The organism is Vibrio sp. SCSIO 43155 (genome assembly GCF_023716605.1).
Classification (GTDB): domain Bacteria; phylum Pseudomonadota; class Gammaproteobacteria; order Enterobacterales; family Vibrionaceae; genus Vibrio; species Vibrio harveyi.
The window spans coordinates 1278470-1295406 of record NZ_CP071852.1; the positions used below are offsets into that span (position 1 = coordinate 1278470).

12 protein-coding genes and 1 pseudogene are annotated in these 16937 nt (G+C 45.4%); 7 read left to right on the forward strand and 6 right to left on the reverse strand.

The window, feature by feature from the left end; translation table 11 throughout:
- Positions 1–1039 precede the first annotated feature (1039 nt).
- Both J4N44_RS05910 and J4N44_RS05915 read left to right on the forward strand, forming a co-directional pair.
- Positions 1040–2299, forward strand: a complete 1260-nt coding sequence (locus J4N44_RS05910; RefSeq protein ID WP_187992378.1) for an alginate lyase family protein — start codon at positions 1040–1042, stop codon at positions 2297–2299.
- Between the two features lie 69 nt (positions 2300–2368).
- Positions 2369–3085, forward strand: a complete 717-nt coding sequence (locus tag J4N44_RS05915) for an oligogalacturonate-specific porin KdgM family protein (RefSeq protein ID WP_029789095.1) — start codon at positions 2369–2371, stop codon at positions 3083–3085.
- Between the two features lie 185 nt (positions 3086–3270).
- Here J4N44_RS05915 and J4N44_RS05920 read toward each other — a convergent pair.
- From J4N44_RS05920 to J4N44_RS05935, 4 genes and pseudogenes are all read right to left on the reverse strand, one after another.
- Positions 3271–3381: pseudogene (locus J4N44_RS05920) on the reverse strand (DMT family transporter); the annotation flags it as partial.
- Positions 3382–3399: 18 nt separating this feature from the next.
- Entirely contained in the window at positions 3400–4116 is a 717-nt protein-coding gene (locus J4N44_RS05925) for a 3'-5' exonuclease (RefSeq protein ID WP_047513402.1), read from the reverse strand.
- Complete coding sequence (locus J4N44_RS05930; RefSeq protein ID WP_005450858.1) at positions 4116–5978, reverse strand: putative nucleotidyltransferase substrate binding domain-containing protein; 1863 nt, start codon at positions 5976–5978, stop codon at positions 4116–4118. The genes J4N44_RS05925 and J4N44_RS05930 overlap by 1 nt, the downstream gene beginning before the upstream one ends.
- Before the next feature lie 177 nt (positions 5979–6155).
- The gene (locus J4N44_RS05935; RefSeq protein ID WP_005450857.1) at positions 6156–6875 is read right to left on the reverse strand and encodes a FadR/GntR family transcriptional regulator; all 720 of its coding nucleotides are present in this window, start codon (positions 6873–6875) and stop codon (positions 6156–6158) included.
- Between the two features lie 368 nt (positions 6876–7243).
- Here J4N44_RS05935 and J4N44_RS05940 point away from each other — a divergent pair, with 368 nt between their 5' ends.
- The 3 genes from J4N44_RS05940 to J4N44_RS05950 all read left to right on the forward strand — a co-directional run bounded on the left by J4N44_RS05940 (position 7244) and on the right by J4N44_RS05950 (position 10333).
- The gene (locus tag J4N44_RS05940) at positions 7244–8020 is read left to right on the forward strand and encodes an SDR family NAD(P)-dependent oxidoreductase (protein ID WP_005450856.1); all 777 of its coding nucleotides are present in this window, start codon (positions 7244–7246) and stop codon (positions 8018–8020) included.
- Positions 8021–8139: 119 nt separating this feature from the next.
- On the forward strand, positions 8140–8856 hold the full coding sequence (locus tag J4N44_RS05945) for a FadR/GntR family transcriptional regulator (RefSeq protein ID WP_005450855.1): 717 nt from the start codon (positions 8140–8142) through the stop codon (positions 8854–8856).
- A gap of 187 nt (positions 8857–9043) precedes the next feature.
- On the forward strand, positions 9044–10333 hold the full coding sequence (locus J4N44_RS05950; protein ID WP_017188222.1) for an MATE family efflux transporter: 1290 nt from the start codon (positions 9044–9046) through the stop codon (positions 10331–10333).
- 475 nt (positions 10334–10808) lie between these two features.
- On the opposite strand, the gene J4N44_RS05955 is transcribed toward J4N44_RS05950, so the two are convergent.
- Both J4N44_RS05955 and J4N44_RS05960 read right to left on the reverse strand, forming a co-directional pair.
- The gene (locus J4N44_RS05955) at positions 10809–12974 is read right to left on the reverse strand and encodes a heparinase II/III domain-containing protein (protein WP_047513413.1); all 2166 of its coding nucleotides are present in this window, start codon (positions 12972–12974) and stop codon (positions 10809–10811) included.
- 2 nt (positions 12975–12976) lie between these two features.
- Positions 12977–15142 (reverse strand): heparinase II/III domain-containing protein, encoded by a 2166-nt coding sequence (locus tag J4N44_RS05960; protein WP_252044958.1) that lies wholly within the window; start codon positions 15140–15142, stop codon positions 12977–12979.
- 421 nt (positions 15143–15563) lie between these two features.
- On the opposite strand from J4N44_RS05960, the gene J4N44_RS05965 reads away from it, so the two are divergent.
- Together J4N44_RS05965 and kdgK are read left to right on the forward strand one after the other, a co-directional pair.
- A complete protein-coding gene (locus J4N44_RS05965; protein ID WP_005450851.1) occupies positions 15564–15899 on the forward strand; it encodes a cupin domain-containing protein in 336 nt (111 codons plus the stop codon).
- Positions 15900–15933: 34 nt separating this feature from the next.
- Positions 15934–16866 (forward strand): 2-dehydro-3-deoxygluconokinase, encoded by a 933-nt coding sequence (gene kdgK / locus J4N44_RS05970; RefSeq protein WP_252044959.1) that lies wholly within the window; start codon positions 15934–15936, stop codon positions 16864–16866.
- The last annotated feature ends 71 nt before the right edge of the window (positions 16867–16937 follow it).

The window sequence follows — 16937 nt, forward strand, 5'->3', positions numbered from 1 at the left end:
GAGCCAAGGGCTCTGTTGGATTGCAATAGAACAGTGAAACGAGGTTCTGGATGTAGCTGAAAGATACTCGAGGGGTATATCTCTCATCGCTGCTAAGCACGTTACGCTGTAAGATCTTCGACAATCATTGCAAAGTTCAACAAAGCTAGGCTCTGTAAAGTGTTGTTATGATATGGGAGCAACTATACCAATCGACACAAGTCATCATCCTCGTCTGATCGATCTCGGCGCTTTACTTATGCCGATTGGTATTAAACATTTCCCACTTAAGTAACTACTCCTAAAAACGCAATTAGTCATAACCAATTAAGCGTTTTCCTTGGCTTGTTACCTATTGATAGCGAAAACAGGCTGTTGATTTGTCTCTATAAGTGTCTGTTACAAAAGACAAACCGCTACAGCCATTTAAGTCCAATGAGAACTACAACCGTTGGAAGTAACAATAAGCTGCTTAGAACCATCAAGACTTGAGCAACAGCGAGTAGGGATGACAAAACAGCATTCTTCAATGTCGAAAGTTTCACTGGTCGCATCCATCTTGTTCGCTATACTTTGCTTCTATTTGCTATTTCTTCTACTTACTTAATTCTTCTATCCACTTATGTCTCAGCCTGACATAAGTGACCTCTGCTTATATAGCCTCGGCCTTTCTCATTTCGTCTCTATAACCAAGCGATGCTTAACCTGTTATTGGACTCTATGTAGAAAAGGAAAGAGCGAAAAAGTGCGCGTCAATAGCAATTTGATGTTCTGTGTCCCAAAAACTTGAAATGATTATATTGTATGACAAATAAAAATGAACTCATTTGGTGCAAAAATATGCGGTAGAGCACATTTTTAGCCTAAATATTAAGACAATTAATGAGCCGTAAATATCGGTAATATATTTAATATCAATAAGTTAATGTCAACTTTGGTGGTTGTAACAAAGTTTGATAGCGTGGATAAATCATACAATTAGATCTAATTCACAGAACGCTCAACATCGGCTGGGTACTATATTTGTAGTATTTTAACTCAAGATATAAGGCCGATAATAATGAAACCCCTACGACCTCTACATCTAGCAACCTGCCTCAGCACCATTCTTTTCAGTGCTAACACTCTTGCTGCAGACTTTGTGTTTCTTGATGAAGCAACGCTTGAACAAAATCGCGCTGTTTTACAGTCAGATAAAGCGAGCGATTCAATGAAAGACGCGTACGATCGTCTGATTGAAGAAGCAGAACTGGCAATGAAAGATGGCCCGTTCACGGTTACCGCGAAAGGCATGACTCCACCAAGCGGTAGCAAAAACGATTACATGAGTATCAGCCCTTACTGGTGGCCAGATGAATCCAAAGAAGATGGTCTTCCTTGGGTCCGCCATGATGGCAAAACTAACCCTGCTTCGAAAACGGCGGAAACAGATTCTAAACGCATAGGTCATTTCACGCGCTCTGTTCGTGCACTTGCATTGGCTTATTACTTCAGTCAAGACGAGAAATACGCAAACCAAGGTATTGAGTATGTTCGCACTTGGTTTATGAATGACGAAACCAAGATGAACCCGAACGTGAATTACGGGCAGGGTGTTCCTGGACGAGCAGAAGGACGTCGTGGCGGCATCATTGATACACGTACGCTGGCAGATCGCATGCTGGATTCCATTGCCATCCTATCGCTTTCTCCAGCTTGGACGGATAAAGACGAACAGCAAATCACACAATGGTACGGCGAGTACTTAGATTGGTTGATTGTTGATGACTTATCAGGTGGTCCGAAAGGCGAAGCGGCAGCGGCGAACAACCACGGCACTTGGTATGACTTCCAAGTCGCGAGTATTGCTTACTTCTTAGGTAATGAGCCTCTAGCAAAACAGATGGTTCAAAAGGGCAAGATGCGTGTAGACACTCAGTTTGAAAAAGACGGTTCTCAACCTCATGAAATCGAACGCACTCGTGCTTACCACTACCACTACTTCAGCTTAGATCCATTGGTCGGCATCGCTCAAATCGGTGACAAAGTGGGCATCGACCTCTGGCACTACCAAAACAAGAAAGGTGGCTCGTTAGCACAAGGCATTCAGCTAATGGCGACTTATCAAGATCCAGCGTCTGACTGGCCATACACCGCAAAAGACAATCCACGCCGAGTAGAACGCATGACACCAATTTACCTAAAAGCAGGTGTGGCGATGGAGAAACCTGAATGGGTGAAACTGGCAACAGAAACCGACTTTAGCCGATTCACAGTGAAGAAGAATTTGGCAGAAGTTTGGGCTCAGCGCGATATCGAATTGCTTTACCCAAAACAATAAAACCCTAGAAGGGCGGCGTGTAATGCGTCGCCACTTTGAAAAACTATTTATCTACAGTGGAACACTACTATGACATCTAAAAAACAAATTGCTTTAGCGATCGCGACCACCCTTTTTGCAGGCAGTATTTCAGCCGCATCACTAGACTTCCGTGAAGAATACAAACACGATTCAGAACAATGGGCAGGTCGTATTAAGATCAGTGGTAGCACTGGCAATCATTACTACGGCGTTGAAATGAAGCACACAGGCAACCTAAGTGAACTTCAGCGCGGTGACAGTGAGTTTGAATATGGTTACCACTTCAAATTGGATGACCACTGGCGTATTACTACTTCGATGCCAATTACGTTTGGTGACGAAGCCGTGACATACAAACCTCAGGTTCGCGTTCAATACAAATTCGATTCTGGTATCACAACGAAGCTTCGCTACCGCCACGAATTCCGCAACTACGCATCGGGTAAAACTTCAACGGGCTTAGATGGTCAGCAACATGACTCACTAAACGCAGGCAAGATCACAGGTAATATCGATTACAACTGGAACGCATGGCAATTTGGCTTTGAAGCGAACTACAAAGAAGATTTCTTCAGTGATGAGTGGAAGCTTGGCAACCGTGACGGTAAATACGAGTGGGATTACAACCTAAAAGTGGGTTACAAAGAGAAAGGTTGGGATTGGCGTCCATACGTTGAGTTCGGTAACGTTCAGTGTAACAGCTCTTGTGATGACAGCTCATCGCGCCAGCTACGTAGCCGTGTTGGTGTCACGTACAGCTTCTAATCCAAGCGAATACAAATTTAGAGTCTTTCCAATAGCCCGCCCCGAAGCGGGCTATTTTTGTATGGCTTTCGCATGATTACAGTACAAAAGCATATCAACATGAACCTAAAAACGTCCGCATGATCTATGTTTAATCCACTTTGATTGGTAACTTGTCGGATTTACTGGCGAATAAAGACATATTAAAAAGTGGGGACTTCGCCATTGAGCATTTTGAGTGACACGTTCGAAAGAGACGCAACCAAGTTCGCCGTCACCAAAAGGAAGCCGGCGCTAGATACGTCAGATTTTTTCATATTCGAATGTATAGTGAGCTAGAGACTCAATCGATAAAGGGTACCGATGGTAGTTTTCCCTTGAGGTGTAATTCGAGTTTTTTGTGCCAACAACAACTCTGCTGTCGCGACCGCATCCGCTAACGCATTATGTCCGTTGTACTCAGGCAAGCCATAACGAGCGCGAGTGCCTGATAGGGTGACATCAATTTCGTCACGAGGATTGATTGCTTTCTGTAAGTGTTTTTCAATGCACATAGTGTCGAGCCAAACCAAGGGCGGCTCGCTGAGTTTAAACACGCGCTGAAGATACTGATTGATGAACTGAGTTTCGACGACACAAGCGTGAGCGACTAAAATCTTGCCTTTGGCTGCGCAGAAGAATGCACGCATTGCATCATGGATAGAAACACCTTCAGACAACATTTGCGGCGTAATATGGTTGATCACGGCTGTTTCTGGCTTGATTTGTGAATCGCTATTAATGTACATGTGCTGACTGGTGGCAAGATCTACTTTGCCATGAACAATGTCGACCCAGCCGATTGATAAAATCAAATCTTCTTCGCTGTCTAATCCTGTCGTTTCCAAATCCAATACAATATAGCTGGCATCCTGAGCGAATTGCGTGGCGTCCAAATATGGCGTTTGAACCAACGCTTTGATGTGCTCTGGCATTGTTGTTTGCTTCGCGTATTGCTCACGCTTTCGATTCAGGCGTGAGCAAGGATGAAAGTGGTCTAAGATACGCTTCATTAACGGCTCCCAAAGCGCACTTTCGCGGCTTCTTGCAAATCTGCAATAATACGGAAGGCGTCTTTCAGGTGTTGGCGTTCAAAGCTACCGAACGTGTTTGGGTCGATGTGGTTATTTGGCTCTTCACCGCGTTTAAGCGCCTCTAACTGATGACCAAAACGGAACGACAAGATGAACTGGTACGCGTTCAGGATGTTCTTGTACGCATCTTCACTCAATACACCCGCTTCATTGGCGGCTTTGAAACGCTCGTCGGTCGCGGTTAAATCACACTCAACTGCTAAACCGTAAATGCGCGCCAAATCAATGATTAGGTTGATGGCGTACTTTTTCACGTCTAGCGTCTTCTTATTCTCGCCGGATTTCTCCAAGACTAAACTGTTGAAGATGCCAAGCGGAGGGTTCGTGTTTACCGCATCATTCACCAGCATGGAAAGGAATTCACGGTTACTGCGAATGTTGGTGTGCAGTTCATCTCGCAAGATACTTTCGTAATCTTTATTGCCATAAAGGGTACGAATTTCCAAGAACACACTGATGTTCAGTAAGCGTTCGTACTCTGGGTTGGCAACCCATTTCTTGTAGTACTTCTTCCAGACACTCAAAGGTTGGCACCACTTTGGCGTTGCGGCCATAAATTTGCCAGGACACAAAGGATAATCACAACTCGCAAGGCCGTTACTGACGATCATAGCAAGATGCTTGAAGTAAATTCGGTCATTCTCCGTCGCGTGGTCAGCAAGGACAATCGCACTGTCTTGATCCGACAGCATGTGGACTTCGTTGCGAGCGTGCGAACCTGCCACAATCCATGAGAACTTACATGGTGGAGGTCCAAGTTTATCAATCGCGATTTGAATCAAGCGGCGCGTGTAAGCGTCCATGATCATCGTCATCACTTTACCGATGACTTCCGGTGAAACGTGCCCATCAACCAGAGCTTCAAAGATAGCTTGGCGCTCTGGTGTGAAGCTCGACAGTGATTTTACGCTGCCCGCATATTTGATTTTTTCGATTAAGAAGATCGCTTGTACGCGGTGATTTTGTACAAGGTGCGTCGTAGTAAGAACACCTACGACCTTATTGCTCTCGACCAGCGGCAGATTGCGGATATTGTGTTGCATCATCATAGATGCAGCGTGTAAAACTAGGTCATCCGGTTTGATGGTCTGTGGATCGTGCGTCATGACCTCTGAAATAGGGCTGTCGGTACTTACCCCTTGCGCGATAACACGCTTGGTCATATCGCGGTCGGTAATTAAACCGACGATTTTGTCATTCTCATAAACCACGGCACAAGGCGAGCACTTAGTTAGCATTTCGTTGGCAACGGCTTGAATCGACTGGTCGGCTGTCACTACAGCAACGCGACCACTGGCGACTTCACCAACTCGGCGAATGAACAAACCTTTCTCTTTGTTGGACCAAACGACATCCAGTGCTGATTTCAAACGAACCTGTGCCTGTGAAGCAAAATGCTCCGCACACTCAGGGTGCGCTTCAAACAATTTTTTGAGAGCAGAATTAGGAATTACGTACACCAGCGAGTTCTCAATAGCGATGGCTCGATAGCCCTTATTGCTGTCTATTTGGCTACCAAGAAAAGTAAAACCGAAAATGTCTTCAGGACCCAGTTTCGCGCGCAGCACACCATCAGACTTTCTTTGTTCCATGGAGCCTGTGCGGATGATATAGAGTGATTTCTCTTGCCCAGTCACGCATTGGTCAATGACTTCACCTTTGCCAAGGTAAGTAATCTGCACGTGCGATGCGAGTTCACGCAAAGCCGGTTTTGGAATTTTGTCGAATGGGTCGATTTGCCCAATAAATTGCAAGATGTTTGGCAGCAGAGATTCAGTCATAACACGGCACATTAGATAATTTTATTTGTATTATTATATATCCAAAATCATGCAAAGTGTCATTGATTAGGAAAATTTTTGTGAAGGTCGAAGGGATTCTGAGAGGATAAGAAGGAAAGAGTAGACAAAAAAGCACGCGCTAGGGCGTGCTTTTTAATGTCAGATCTAGAAAGTGCTTTAGTTGACTGCGGTCAGGCGGTGCTTTGAATCGAGTAGGTGGTTTGCCGAAGCTTGGCGAGCCTTATCCGGGTTACCTGCCATGATTGCATCGTAAATTTGGCGGTGTTCTTTGATACATGTGCTACCTTCTTCCGAAGAGTGGGCAATGAAGTTCACGAACATGGTCGTCAGAATATTGCCAAACGGGAGGTAGAAATCGTTACCTGTCGCATTGAAGATTAGGCTGTGGAAACGGGTATCGACTTCCATCCAACGTGCTTGGTCAAATTCTTCGGCTTCTGCCACTTCAACCATTTGTTGGAAAGTTTCCGATAATTCAATTCGTTGCTCTGCTGTCGCGTGGATAGCTGCGAGTGCACAGGCTTCCGGTTCGATAGCTCGGCGTAAACCTAGGAACTGACTACAGAATTGGTCAGTGTCAGCAAGTCCGTCCATCCATTCAATTAATTGAGGATCCAAAAAGTTCCAGTAAGCGCGGTTGATAACACGCGTACCAACTTTAGGACGAGACTCTAACAGACCCTTCGACGTCAGCAATTTTACTGCTTCACGTAATGCGGTGCGGCTAATGCCAAATTGCTCACAAAGAACCATTTCACCGGGTAGGATAGAACCTTGAGGGAGCTTACCAGACAAAATGCCACGAGCGATTTCACGTGCAACTTGCACATGAAGGCTTCGCTTCGAGCCTGAGATAGAATGAAATTCGCCAGACATAATCTTCACTTAATTGCTAAATATGTATTATTTAAGCCGTACTATAGCACTCCTACATCCCTGTACCAAGCGGATGTTAACGTAATATAAGAGGGGTCACAGAACCTTTCTTTGCAGCAGGCACAATCAATGTTTGCGTTGACTTCAGCCTATTCTCTCAATCGTTTTGAACGCTATCAACTTGTTAAATTATTCATACAAATAAGAGCTCAAAAATCCAGCACACTGTGACCAGAAGCACAATTGCGGTTCAAAAATGACGAATTTTGCCAGTTCTCACTCAATTGATAGTAAATACGCTTGCAGGAGAAAGATCTTATTGTATGATTTATTTGTTCGGCACGAATAACTAACATAGGTAAACCGTAATGTTTAACGATTTGAAAGGTAAACGCGTACTTATCACTGGCTCTACAGCAGGTATGGGCTTAGCGGCTGCACGCGTGTTTGCAAAATACGGCGCAAAAATCGGCATCAACAGTCATCAAGCTGGTCCGGATGCCGATGCTGCGGTAACCGAGCTTACCGCACTTGGTGGTGATGTGAAGTTTTTCCAAGCGAATCTTATGGTGACCGCTGATTGCGAAAAACTGGTTAAGGAGTTCACTGATCATTTCGGTGGCATGGACGTGCTAATCAACAACGCTGGTGGTCTTGGCGGTCGTGAAAACCTAGAAAACATTGATGATGAGTTTTACAACCGTGTAATGGATCTGAACGCACGTTCAGCGTTAATGACAACCAAATATTCAATCCCACACCTACGTACGTCGGCTGCAGAATCTGGTGAAACTGCTTGTGTGATTAGTACTGGTTCTATCGCTGCTCGCGAAGGTGGTGGTGTTGGTGCAGGTATCTACGCAGCATCAAAAGCGTGGTTGCATGACATTCACCGTAACTGGGTGAAAGAGTTCACTAAAGACAATATCCGTTTCAACATCGTTTCACCGGGCACAATCGACACAGCATTCCACGATGGTAAGTCTGATGAGTTGAAAGCGGCGATCGCAAATGGCATTCCAATGGGACGCTTTGGTCGAATCGACGAAGTTGCACCAACATTTGCTTTCTTCGCTTCACATGCATGTGCGGGTTACATCACTGGTCAAGTTCTGGATGTAAATGGTGGTCAAATGGCGCCATAAGCGCTGACCCATTTCGTTTCAGACGAATACACTGACCTCAAAAAGCCAGCTTCGTCTGGCTTTTTTTGATCATTTATTGAGTGCCAAAGCACTGGAAACATAATTATAAGGAGCGTCAAATGGCAAAATTTTCTCTTGTGGAAGATTCACACCGCAAGATTCATGTGCAAGTTGCCAGACAAATCGCCCGCAAAATACTGTCAGGTGAGCTAAATCAAAATGAAAGGCTACCGAATGAAATGGAACTCTGTGACGCATTTGGGGTGAGTCGTACGGCATTGCGCGAATCAACCAAACTGCTTTCAGCAAAAGGGTTGATCGAGTCTAAGCCAAAAGTAGGGACAACAGTTCGTGCGCGTAATAATTGGCATTTTCTCGATCCACAACTCTTGGAATGGATTCAAGATTTAGAAGATACCGAGCCGTTTCTGGCTCAGTTTTTGGGGCTACGTAAAGCGATTGAGCCTGAGGCATGTGCCTTGGCTGCAAGTAACGCAACGGCAGAGCAAAGAAAGGAATTGTCGGTCATTTTTCAGCGTATGACCATGGCAGCCAGTCGCTATGACTATGACGATTGGACGGTCAACGACCACCTGTTTCACCAGACAATTTTCTTGTCCACGGGTAACCAATTCTATATTCCGTTTGGCAATATTCTCTCGACCATCTTTAAGCTGTTTATCGATCATTCAGCTGAAGGTGGTCGATTCTGCATTGAAGAGCATCGTGAAATTTATGACGCCATCATGGCGGGCAATGGCGATCAAGCTCGGTTAGCGTCGCACACTTTGCTGAATGACGAAAACCAAAAACTGTCCCAGGTCGTTAACGGTTGATGAATCAACATATGTTTGGCTTTGCCCCATGAATATGAAAAGGGGGGCAGAGCCAAGGTTTTAATGACAACCGCTTGTTGTGTTTGCGGTTCTCTGTGACAACTTTGAAAGGTCTAGCATGTCTTCCCAACCCTATATAAGAAAAAATCTGTCCCTCGCTTGGCCTCTGGCCTTGAACGCACTGTTAATGCAGTCGATGTTAATGATCGACACCTTCCTAGTATCACCGCTCGGTGAAGTTTCTCTTGCTGCCATGGGTATTGCTACCACTATCGTCTCCTTTGTTTTAGGTATACAAATGGCGTTGGCGAACGGTTCACAGTTGGTACTTAGCCGTGCGGTCGGATCTGGGCAACATTTGTCGCTCAACAAAGGCTTCTGGGCGGGCTTAATTATCAACGTTTTGGTCGCGGTCTTGTTTTGGACATTAATTACCGCCTTCGACAAAGCGCTGATCAGTAAGTTAACCGATAATGTCGCCCTTTATGCAGAGACTGAACGCTACCTTGCTGTTGCTAAGTTCATCATTATTTTCAACGCAATTACTCAAGTGATGATCGCTTTGTTTAATGCACTTGGTCGAACCAAAGTGCCGTTTAAAGGTTACTTGATTGAGTTGCCAGTGAACATGGCAATGTCTTATGTGCTGATTCACGGATTAGCAGGCTTTGAGGGGATTGGTGTGCAAGGTGCAGCGGCAGGCAGCTTAATCGCGATCACCATTCGACTGTCGTATTTGACTCTCTGTATCAAGTTAGATGACTCCATTGTCTTGTCGACTAAAAATCTGGATGCTTCACTGAAGAGAAACACACTCAATCACTTTAAAGAGATTTTCCCTGTTGCAGCAAACGTGACCATGCTGCAAACCGGTGCGACCATTTACATGTTGCTGTACTCGCAGCTTACCTTGAACGCCTACGTAGCTATGACCATTGTGATGCCTTGGATTAAAGCAGGTACACAGTTCATCACCGCTTGGGCACACTCGTCGGCGATTACGATCAGTCAAGCTATCGGGTCACGACAAATGGATGAGTTACGTAAGAACGTTGATATCAGCATCGATATGGCAGTGATGATCTCATTTGTGTCCGCTGCCTTCTTTCTTGCGTTGAGTTTCGTTCTTCCAGATTTGTATCCAGATTTGGACCCGACTACATACGTTGCACTTGCTTCTATTGCCCCGCTGTACATTTTGTTGCCAATTGTGCGTGGCTATAACACGGTGCATGGGCATGTTTTACGTGCATTAGGTAAGACAACGGAAGTATTCAAGATTAACTTCACTGGTCAGTGGATAGTGTCTATCCCGTTATGTGCGTTGATCATTCTGCATTGGGACCTTTCTTTTTTCTGGGCGTTCGCCGTCATGCCATTTGAGGAGATAGTAAAAGCGCTACCATTTAGGCATTTGGCGCGTAAATCCCTTAATGAGTTTGATTTAAAGAAAGCAGAAAAGCTTATGTATGATTAATAAGTAAGTTGTCATCCGATTAAAAGCCCTCAACGACGAGGGCTTTTTTATGCCAGTTGCTTGCTCACTATGGAAGGGAGACAACCGATGAGAGGGGCTTTCAGCACCGATTTCTGCGGCTAAGGTACTTAGTGAAAGGGGCGTTTTGAGTGATAGGTCAGATTCAAGAGAGAGCAAGAAGCCCTCGCTTTGAAAAGCCCGAAACATTGGTCAAGTTGGTGGAGTTTTGTTCTCTAAGTTAAAGCTAAACCGCAAGTAACCTGATAGCTAATGATTAATTTCAACTATCCCTAATCAGCAGAGTCCTGTGGTTAGGTGCTTTTTGTGCCTTCAATAAAACACGTACAAACGATTTGTTTTGATAAAACTGAGAGAGACTTAGTGATTTGAATTGAACGAAAAAAAGCCGAACATGACGTCCGGCTTTGAATTAGTTCCCGATTTTTTACATTAATTTTTAGTGGCTATCTAAAGATTAAATTTGTGCGAATGCGCCTTCCCAAGTGTAAGCCACACCGTCGAATTCAACGCGATGTGCAGCGTTTTGCTTGTCTTCATCTAAGTTGCAAATAGCGAACAGATAAGCGTTGCCTGTTGTGGTTTGCAGACGAATCACAGTACCCACTTCGTTGTTGCCAACGACGGTTACTGACTCAACTAGGCCACGAGCGCCAACCGATGCTTCGATAGACTCGTTGAAGTAACCGTGTGTTTCTAGCACTGAGGCAAACACGTGGTTCTGACCTGATTGACGTAGGATAAGTGCTGGTTCGCTCTTCAAGTTGAAGTCTGGATCATTTGCGCCTGTGCGGGTGAAGAACACTTTGCTGCCGTTAGTTGCGCTTGTGATTAGCGAGTAGTAGCTGTTGTCGTGCAACCAGCTTACCAGTGAACTGCCTTCGACTTGACCAGAACCGATGTTCCATAGGTGCTGGTAGCCGTTGTCTTCGCCCATTGGACGCAGCGTGCTTTCTACATCGTATTCAAAATCCGTACGGATGATTTGACCAGAGTAGTGCACTGGCAGGTCGTATTGGTGTTCTTGATCTGCTTCGATGCGGTAAACATCAATCACAAGCGGTTTTTCGAATTCTGGCAACTCAGCAAGAATGATGCTGCGCTGCATGTCTACGCCGTTGTAATAACCAGAGATGCGACCGCTCATGCCTTGCAGTTTTTCGTCATCAGCTTTGAAGAAGTGCTTAGAACCGAACTTGGTTTCTGCTAGCGCTGTGTCGAAGTTGTTTTGTGTCTTTTGGTCAACCGTTACTGTGTTGTGTGCGACCGTCTGCTTACAGTAAGACTTGTTCTCTGGGATGTAACGACCGCCAAATTTAGGCTCAACGTTTACCCAGCGACCAAAGCCGTAATCGTGCAGCACTTCATGACCGCGGTTAAACACGCTCAGGTGTAAACCATCGTAGTGACCGTGGTCTAGCGCTGAGTGGTACTGATGATCGGAGCCGTGTTGACCAAACCAGATAAGCGCCATTGTGTCGTCGTCTTGCTCGTCACGGTGACGAAGAATGCTTACGCCGCCTTTTTCGCCCTCTGGACCATCAGTCACGAAGAGGCTACCCCAGTTGAACGGTTTGATGTTATCTGCGGCTGCAACTGCGTCAGACAATGTTTTACCTGAGATATGAACCCAAACGTCTTGCTGGTGGTCTGCCATGCCAAGTAGCGTTTCAGACTGCTCGTAACGGTGGAAGCACACTGACGTAGCCATGATTACGCCTTCATCGTTAATCGAAATCGTCTTCGATGAATCGTTCAGTGCTGGCAAAGTACCATCTGGGAATGCCGTCTTAAATACGGCATAAGACGTGGTCTTGATTACCGAGTCGTTGAACTCGTAAATACCAAGCTCAGGCTGACGACGTTCAATCGCTTCTGCAAATAGGTAGATTGGACGCAGCGAGAAACGGTGGTAGTAAGGACCTTCCATGTAGTAGCCGTCTGGCGAGAACAGTTGGTCTAACTGAGCTAGGAAGCCGCCGCTGACCTTGTCCAGTTTCAAGCCGTAAAGCGCTTTGTCTACTGCATCTTGATCGTTAATTGCGTAACCACAGATACCGACTGCTGCTACAGCCCACAGACCGTGGTTGTGTACGATGTCGAAGTCGTGACCGTAAGTGACTACGAACAGCTCAATCATTTGTTTGAACAGATCGTTTTCAATCAATGTTTTTTGCTCTTCTTCCAATGTGTGGTAAATGCAGCTGTACGCACAAGACGCGTATAGCATCCACATGTTCTCGTTCAGAGTTTGGTGGAAGATCTTACCCGGAGGGTTAGAGTCACGGCTGGTGTTGCTCTCTAGCGTCGGGTATACCTTCGCGTAAGCCGTTAGCATGTCCACGATGTAATCGCGGTATTTCTGTTCGCCAGTGATAAGGAATAGGCGACCCGCTAGATCAATGTGGATGTAGTTTTGCTTGTGGCGGTTATGCTCGTAACCGCCGCCTTCGCCGTGACCTGGAACTTCAATACCTACCTCTGCCATGTAAGCGTCAGTTTGTTTGATGTCACGTGCTAGTGCATTTCCTAATAGGCTATCCGTGCCAAGTGCTTTGCTTAGTTCTGCCGCTTCTTCAAAGTTCATTAATAGCGGTTGGTAAGACTGGGTTTGGTAGCTCATTATTATTTCTCCTGCCCGAATGCGTTCACTTCTAGAGAGTAGAAGCCATTCCAGCTGTAGGTTTTACCGTTCATTTCTACTTGGTGTGGGGTTTGGTCGTCAGCGCCTAGAACATTGCTGATCATCACAGTAACCAGTGATTTTTCAGTCGTGATTTCTACGATGCTGCCAACGGCGTTGTAACCCACGACGCGGATATCTTTCACCTGACCACGTGCATTCACCGATTGCTCAAACTCTTCATTGAAGTAGCCGTGTGTTTCTAGCACAGAAGCAAATAGCGTCGATTCGCCCTTGCTGCGCAGAATGAATGCCGGTTCGCTACGTAGGTTAAAGCTTGGGTCATTGGCGCCAGTGCGAGTGAAGATCACTTCATTATCGCCGTTCTGTTTCGCGCTGCTGCTTGTGCCTAACCAAGTGTAGTAGGTGTTGTTTTGTAGCCAGCTAACTAGCGCCATATCTTGCACTTTGCCACTTGCTACTTTCCAAAGGTGTTGGTAACCGAAGTCATCGCCAAGCGTGTTCAGTTCACCAAAGCTTTGGTAATCGAAGTTAGTACGTACGATTTGACCATCGTATTGATGAGAGTAGTCGTACTGATGCTCGCCTTCACCTTCGATGCGGTAAAGGTCTAGCAATAGCGGTGCTTCAAGCTCATCTAGGTTAAGCATGAACACACTGCGCTGCATGTCTGTGTTCGGGTAGTGGTCGTTCGCAAACGCGCTCATACCGTTGATTTCAGTGCCTTCCACTTTGAAGAAGTGAGGCAAACCGTGCACTGAATCAGCGCGGTCTACATCGAAACCATTCTGACATTGCTCATCAATCGTTACCGCGTTATGCGCGATAGTTTGACGTGCGTACGATTTGTTTTCGTCTAGGTAACGACCGCCGAATTTAAGCTCAACGTTTACCCAGCGACAGAAGCCGTATTCACGCAGCACTTCTTGACCACGGTTGAAGAAGGTAATGCCAAGCGTATCGAAGTTACCATGTCCCATGCCGTGTTGACCGTAGTTCATCACAAGCTGTGACACATCACCGGTTTTATCCTGCATACGGATAAAGCCTTGTGCACCGTTGTTGCCAGTTGGACCTTCGTTAAGTTCCACACTTGGCCAGAAAGGCATGCCGATTTCACGGTCTGCGATTGCTTTATCGTAAGCTTGAGAAAGCTCTAGACCGCATGGGTGCATCCAAACGGCGTTTTGAATCTTCGCCATGCCTAGAATGTTGTCATCCAAGCCGTAGTGCTTGCTGTAAACGCTCACTGCAACTTGAACACCCATATCGGTAATGCTCATGGTACGAGATGCGTCGTTTAGGGCTGGGAACTCACCATTCGGGTAAGCTGTTGCCAGCATCGCCTGTACTGTGTTGCCAATCACTTTGTCTTTGTAGTTGTAGATGTCTACTTCAGGCATGTGACGGTGTACCACTTCTGCAAATACACAAGTTGGACGAATCGCATAACGATGGTAGTACGGACCTTCCATGTAGTAACCAGAAGGTGCGAACAGTTGTGAGATTTGCGCTAAGAAACCGCCAGTATCATCACGGTCTTGACCATACACAGACATCTCTAGATATTCAGGTTTGCCAATAGCTAGACCACAAATACCAACAGCCGCCACTGCCCAGATACCGTGGTTGTGAATACGGTCGAAATCGTGCGCGTATTTCACGGTGAACATGTCTAGCATTGGTTCGAAAATGCGCTCAACAACCGCAGTGCGCTCTTCTTCTGTCATCACTGATGCCACGCAAGAGTAGGCAAGACTAGTAAACATTAACCAACAGTGTTCATTAAGGATCTGGTGGAAAAGACGACCTGTAGGGTTAGTGTTTTTCTGTACGTGGAAATCAAAGGTGAGGTACTTCTCTGCGTAAATAGCGAGAAGATCTTTAACGAACTGCGCGTACTTTTCTTCTTGAGTGATCAAGAACAAACGACCCGCTAAGTTCATGTAGGTATAGTTTTGTTTGTGGCGGTTGTGCTCGTAGCCACCCGCTTCGCCGTGACCTGGGACGTCTAGAGGCAGACGCATGAAGGCTTCAAGTTCCTTGCGATTCGCTTCAATGGATTTGCCCATCAAGCTCGGCTTTCCGACTTCCTTTCTTAGTAGTTCGACTTCTGCTTCAGTCAACAAAATCGGTTGTGTAGTCATTTCTTTACCACCCTCAGATGAAGTGTGTTGTTTTCTTAAACTTTCTATAAAGTAATACAATATTAAGTTTGGGTGTAGTTTTTGTGGCAAAAAGGGAGAGTGAAATCACGTGATTTTAGTTAACTTATTGATTTTCAATGCGGTGGAAATCCTTTGTGTGGCTGATATTTCTACGTTATCAATCGTTAAGTGGAATGCTTTAGGTCTCTCCATTTGATGGATATCACATATTTTTAGATATATTGTATGACAATTAAAATGAATCGGATATGCTCTTTACCAATTCGACAGCAGACCCTTTCGTTTCGTGTTTCACTTTTATCAACATGACGGTTTTTTAAGAGAACCTTCTTGTAAAAGCATGGCTAAGAATGAAGTGCAGTAGGGTTCGCTTTAATAGAGACTTTTTAGGAGTATGACGATGAATTCTTTCTTTGTATTAGATGAGAACCCGTGGGAAGAGTTAGGCGGCGGTATCAAGCGTAAAATTGTTGCTTACACAGATGATCTGATGGCTGTTCACCTATGTTTTGACAAAGGTGCGATTGGTGCCCCACATACGCATGAGATTCACGATCAAATCGGTTACGTAGTACGTGGCAGCTTTGAAGCAGAAATCGAAGGCGAAAAGAAAGTACTGAAAGAGGGTGACGCGTACTTTGCTCGTAAGCACATGATGCATGGTGCGGTTGCACTAGAGCAAGACAGCATTCTTCTGGATATCTTCAACCCAGCTCGTGAAGACTTCTTAAAGTAACGTATAGCGCAACCTCAGTTGCTAAGGTGACAGTATGAAATCATTAAATATCGCGATCATTGGCGAATGTATGGTTGAGCTACAGAAAAAGGAAGGTCAGTTGCGTCAGTCATTCGGTGGTGACACGTTGAATACCGCTCTTTACTTATCCCGTTTGACGAAAGCTCACGATATCAAAACTAGCTATGTAACTGCCCTGGGTAATGATCCTTTTAGCCAAGAAATGCTTTCAGCATGGCAAGAAGAGGGCATTGATACCAGCTTAGTGTTGACTGTTAATGGTAAACAGCCGGGTATTTACTACATCGAAACGGATGAGACAGGCGAGCGTTACTTCCACTATTGGCGTAATGAAGCAGCAGCAAAGTTTTTGTTTGAACAGAACGAATCTTCGGCACTAGTCGACACGCTTTATTCTTATGATGCGGTTTACCTGAGTGGCATTACATTAGCGATTCTTACTGAAGAAGGTAAGACGCAGTTGTTTGCATTCCTCGAACGCTTTAAAGCACAAGGCGGCCAGGTTATTTTCGATAATAACTACCGTCCTAAATTGTGGGAAAGCCGAGAGAATGCCATGTCTTGGTACTTTAAGATTCTTAAGTTTACCGATATTGCTCTACTCACATTTGAAGATGAGCAAATGCTGTATGGTGATGAGCACCTAGAGCAATGTATTGAAAGAACCTCTGCACTGGGCGTAGATGAAATCATCATCAAACGTGGCAGCAAAGATTGTTTAGTTGTGGCGAATGGTGAAGCGCAATACGTGGCACCAAACAAAGTCGATAGCGTGATTGATACGACGGCAGCAGGTGACTCTTTCAGTGCAGGCTTTTTGGCGAAGCGTTTGACTGGTGGTAATGCGGCTGAATCGGCTTACTCTGGTCATTGTATGGCTGGTGAGGTTATTCAGCACAAAGGTGCCATCATTCCACGTGAAGTGATGCCCGATCTTCCTTTGTAATTCTTTTGCGGAGTGTTGAATAATCGGCGCTCCGCAGTGATTTATTGAACTCAAGTTAACGACGATGAGTA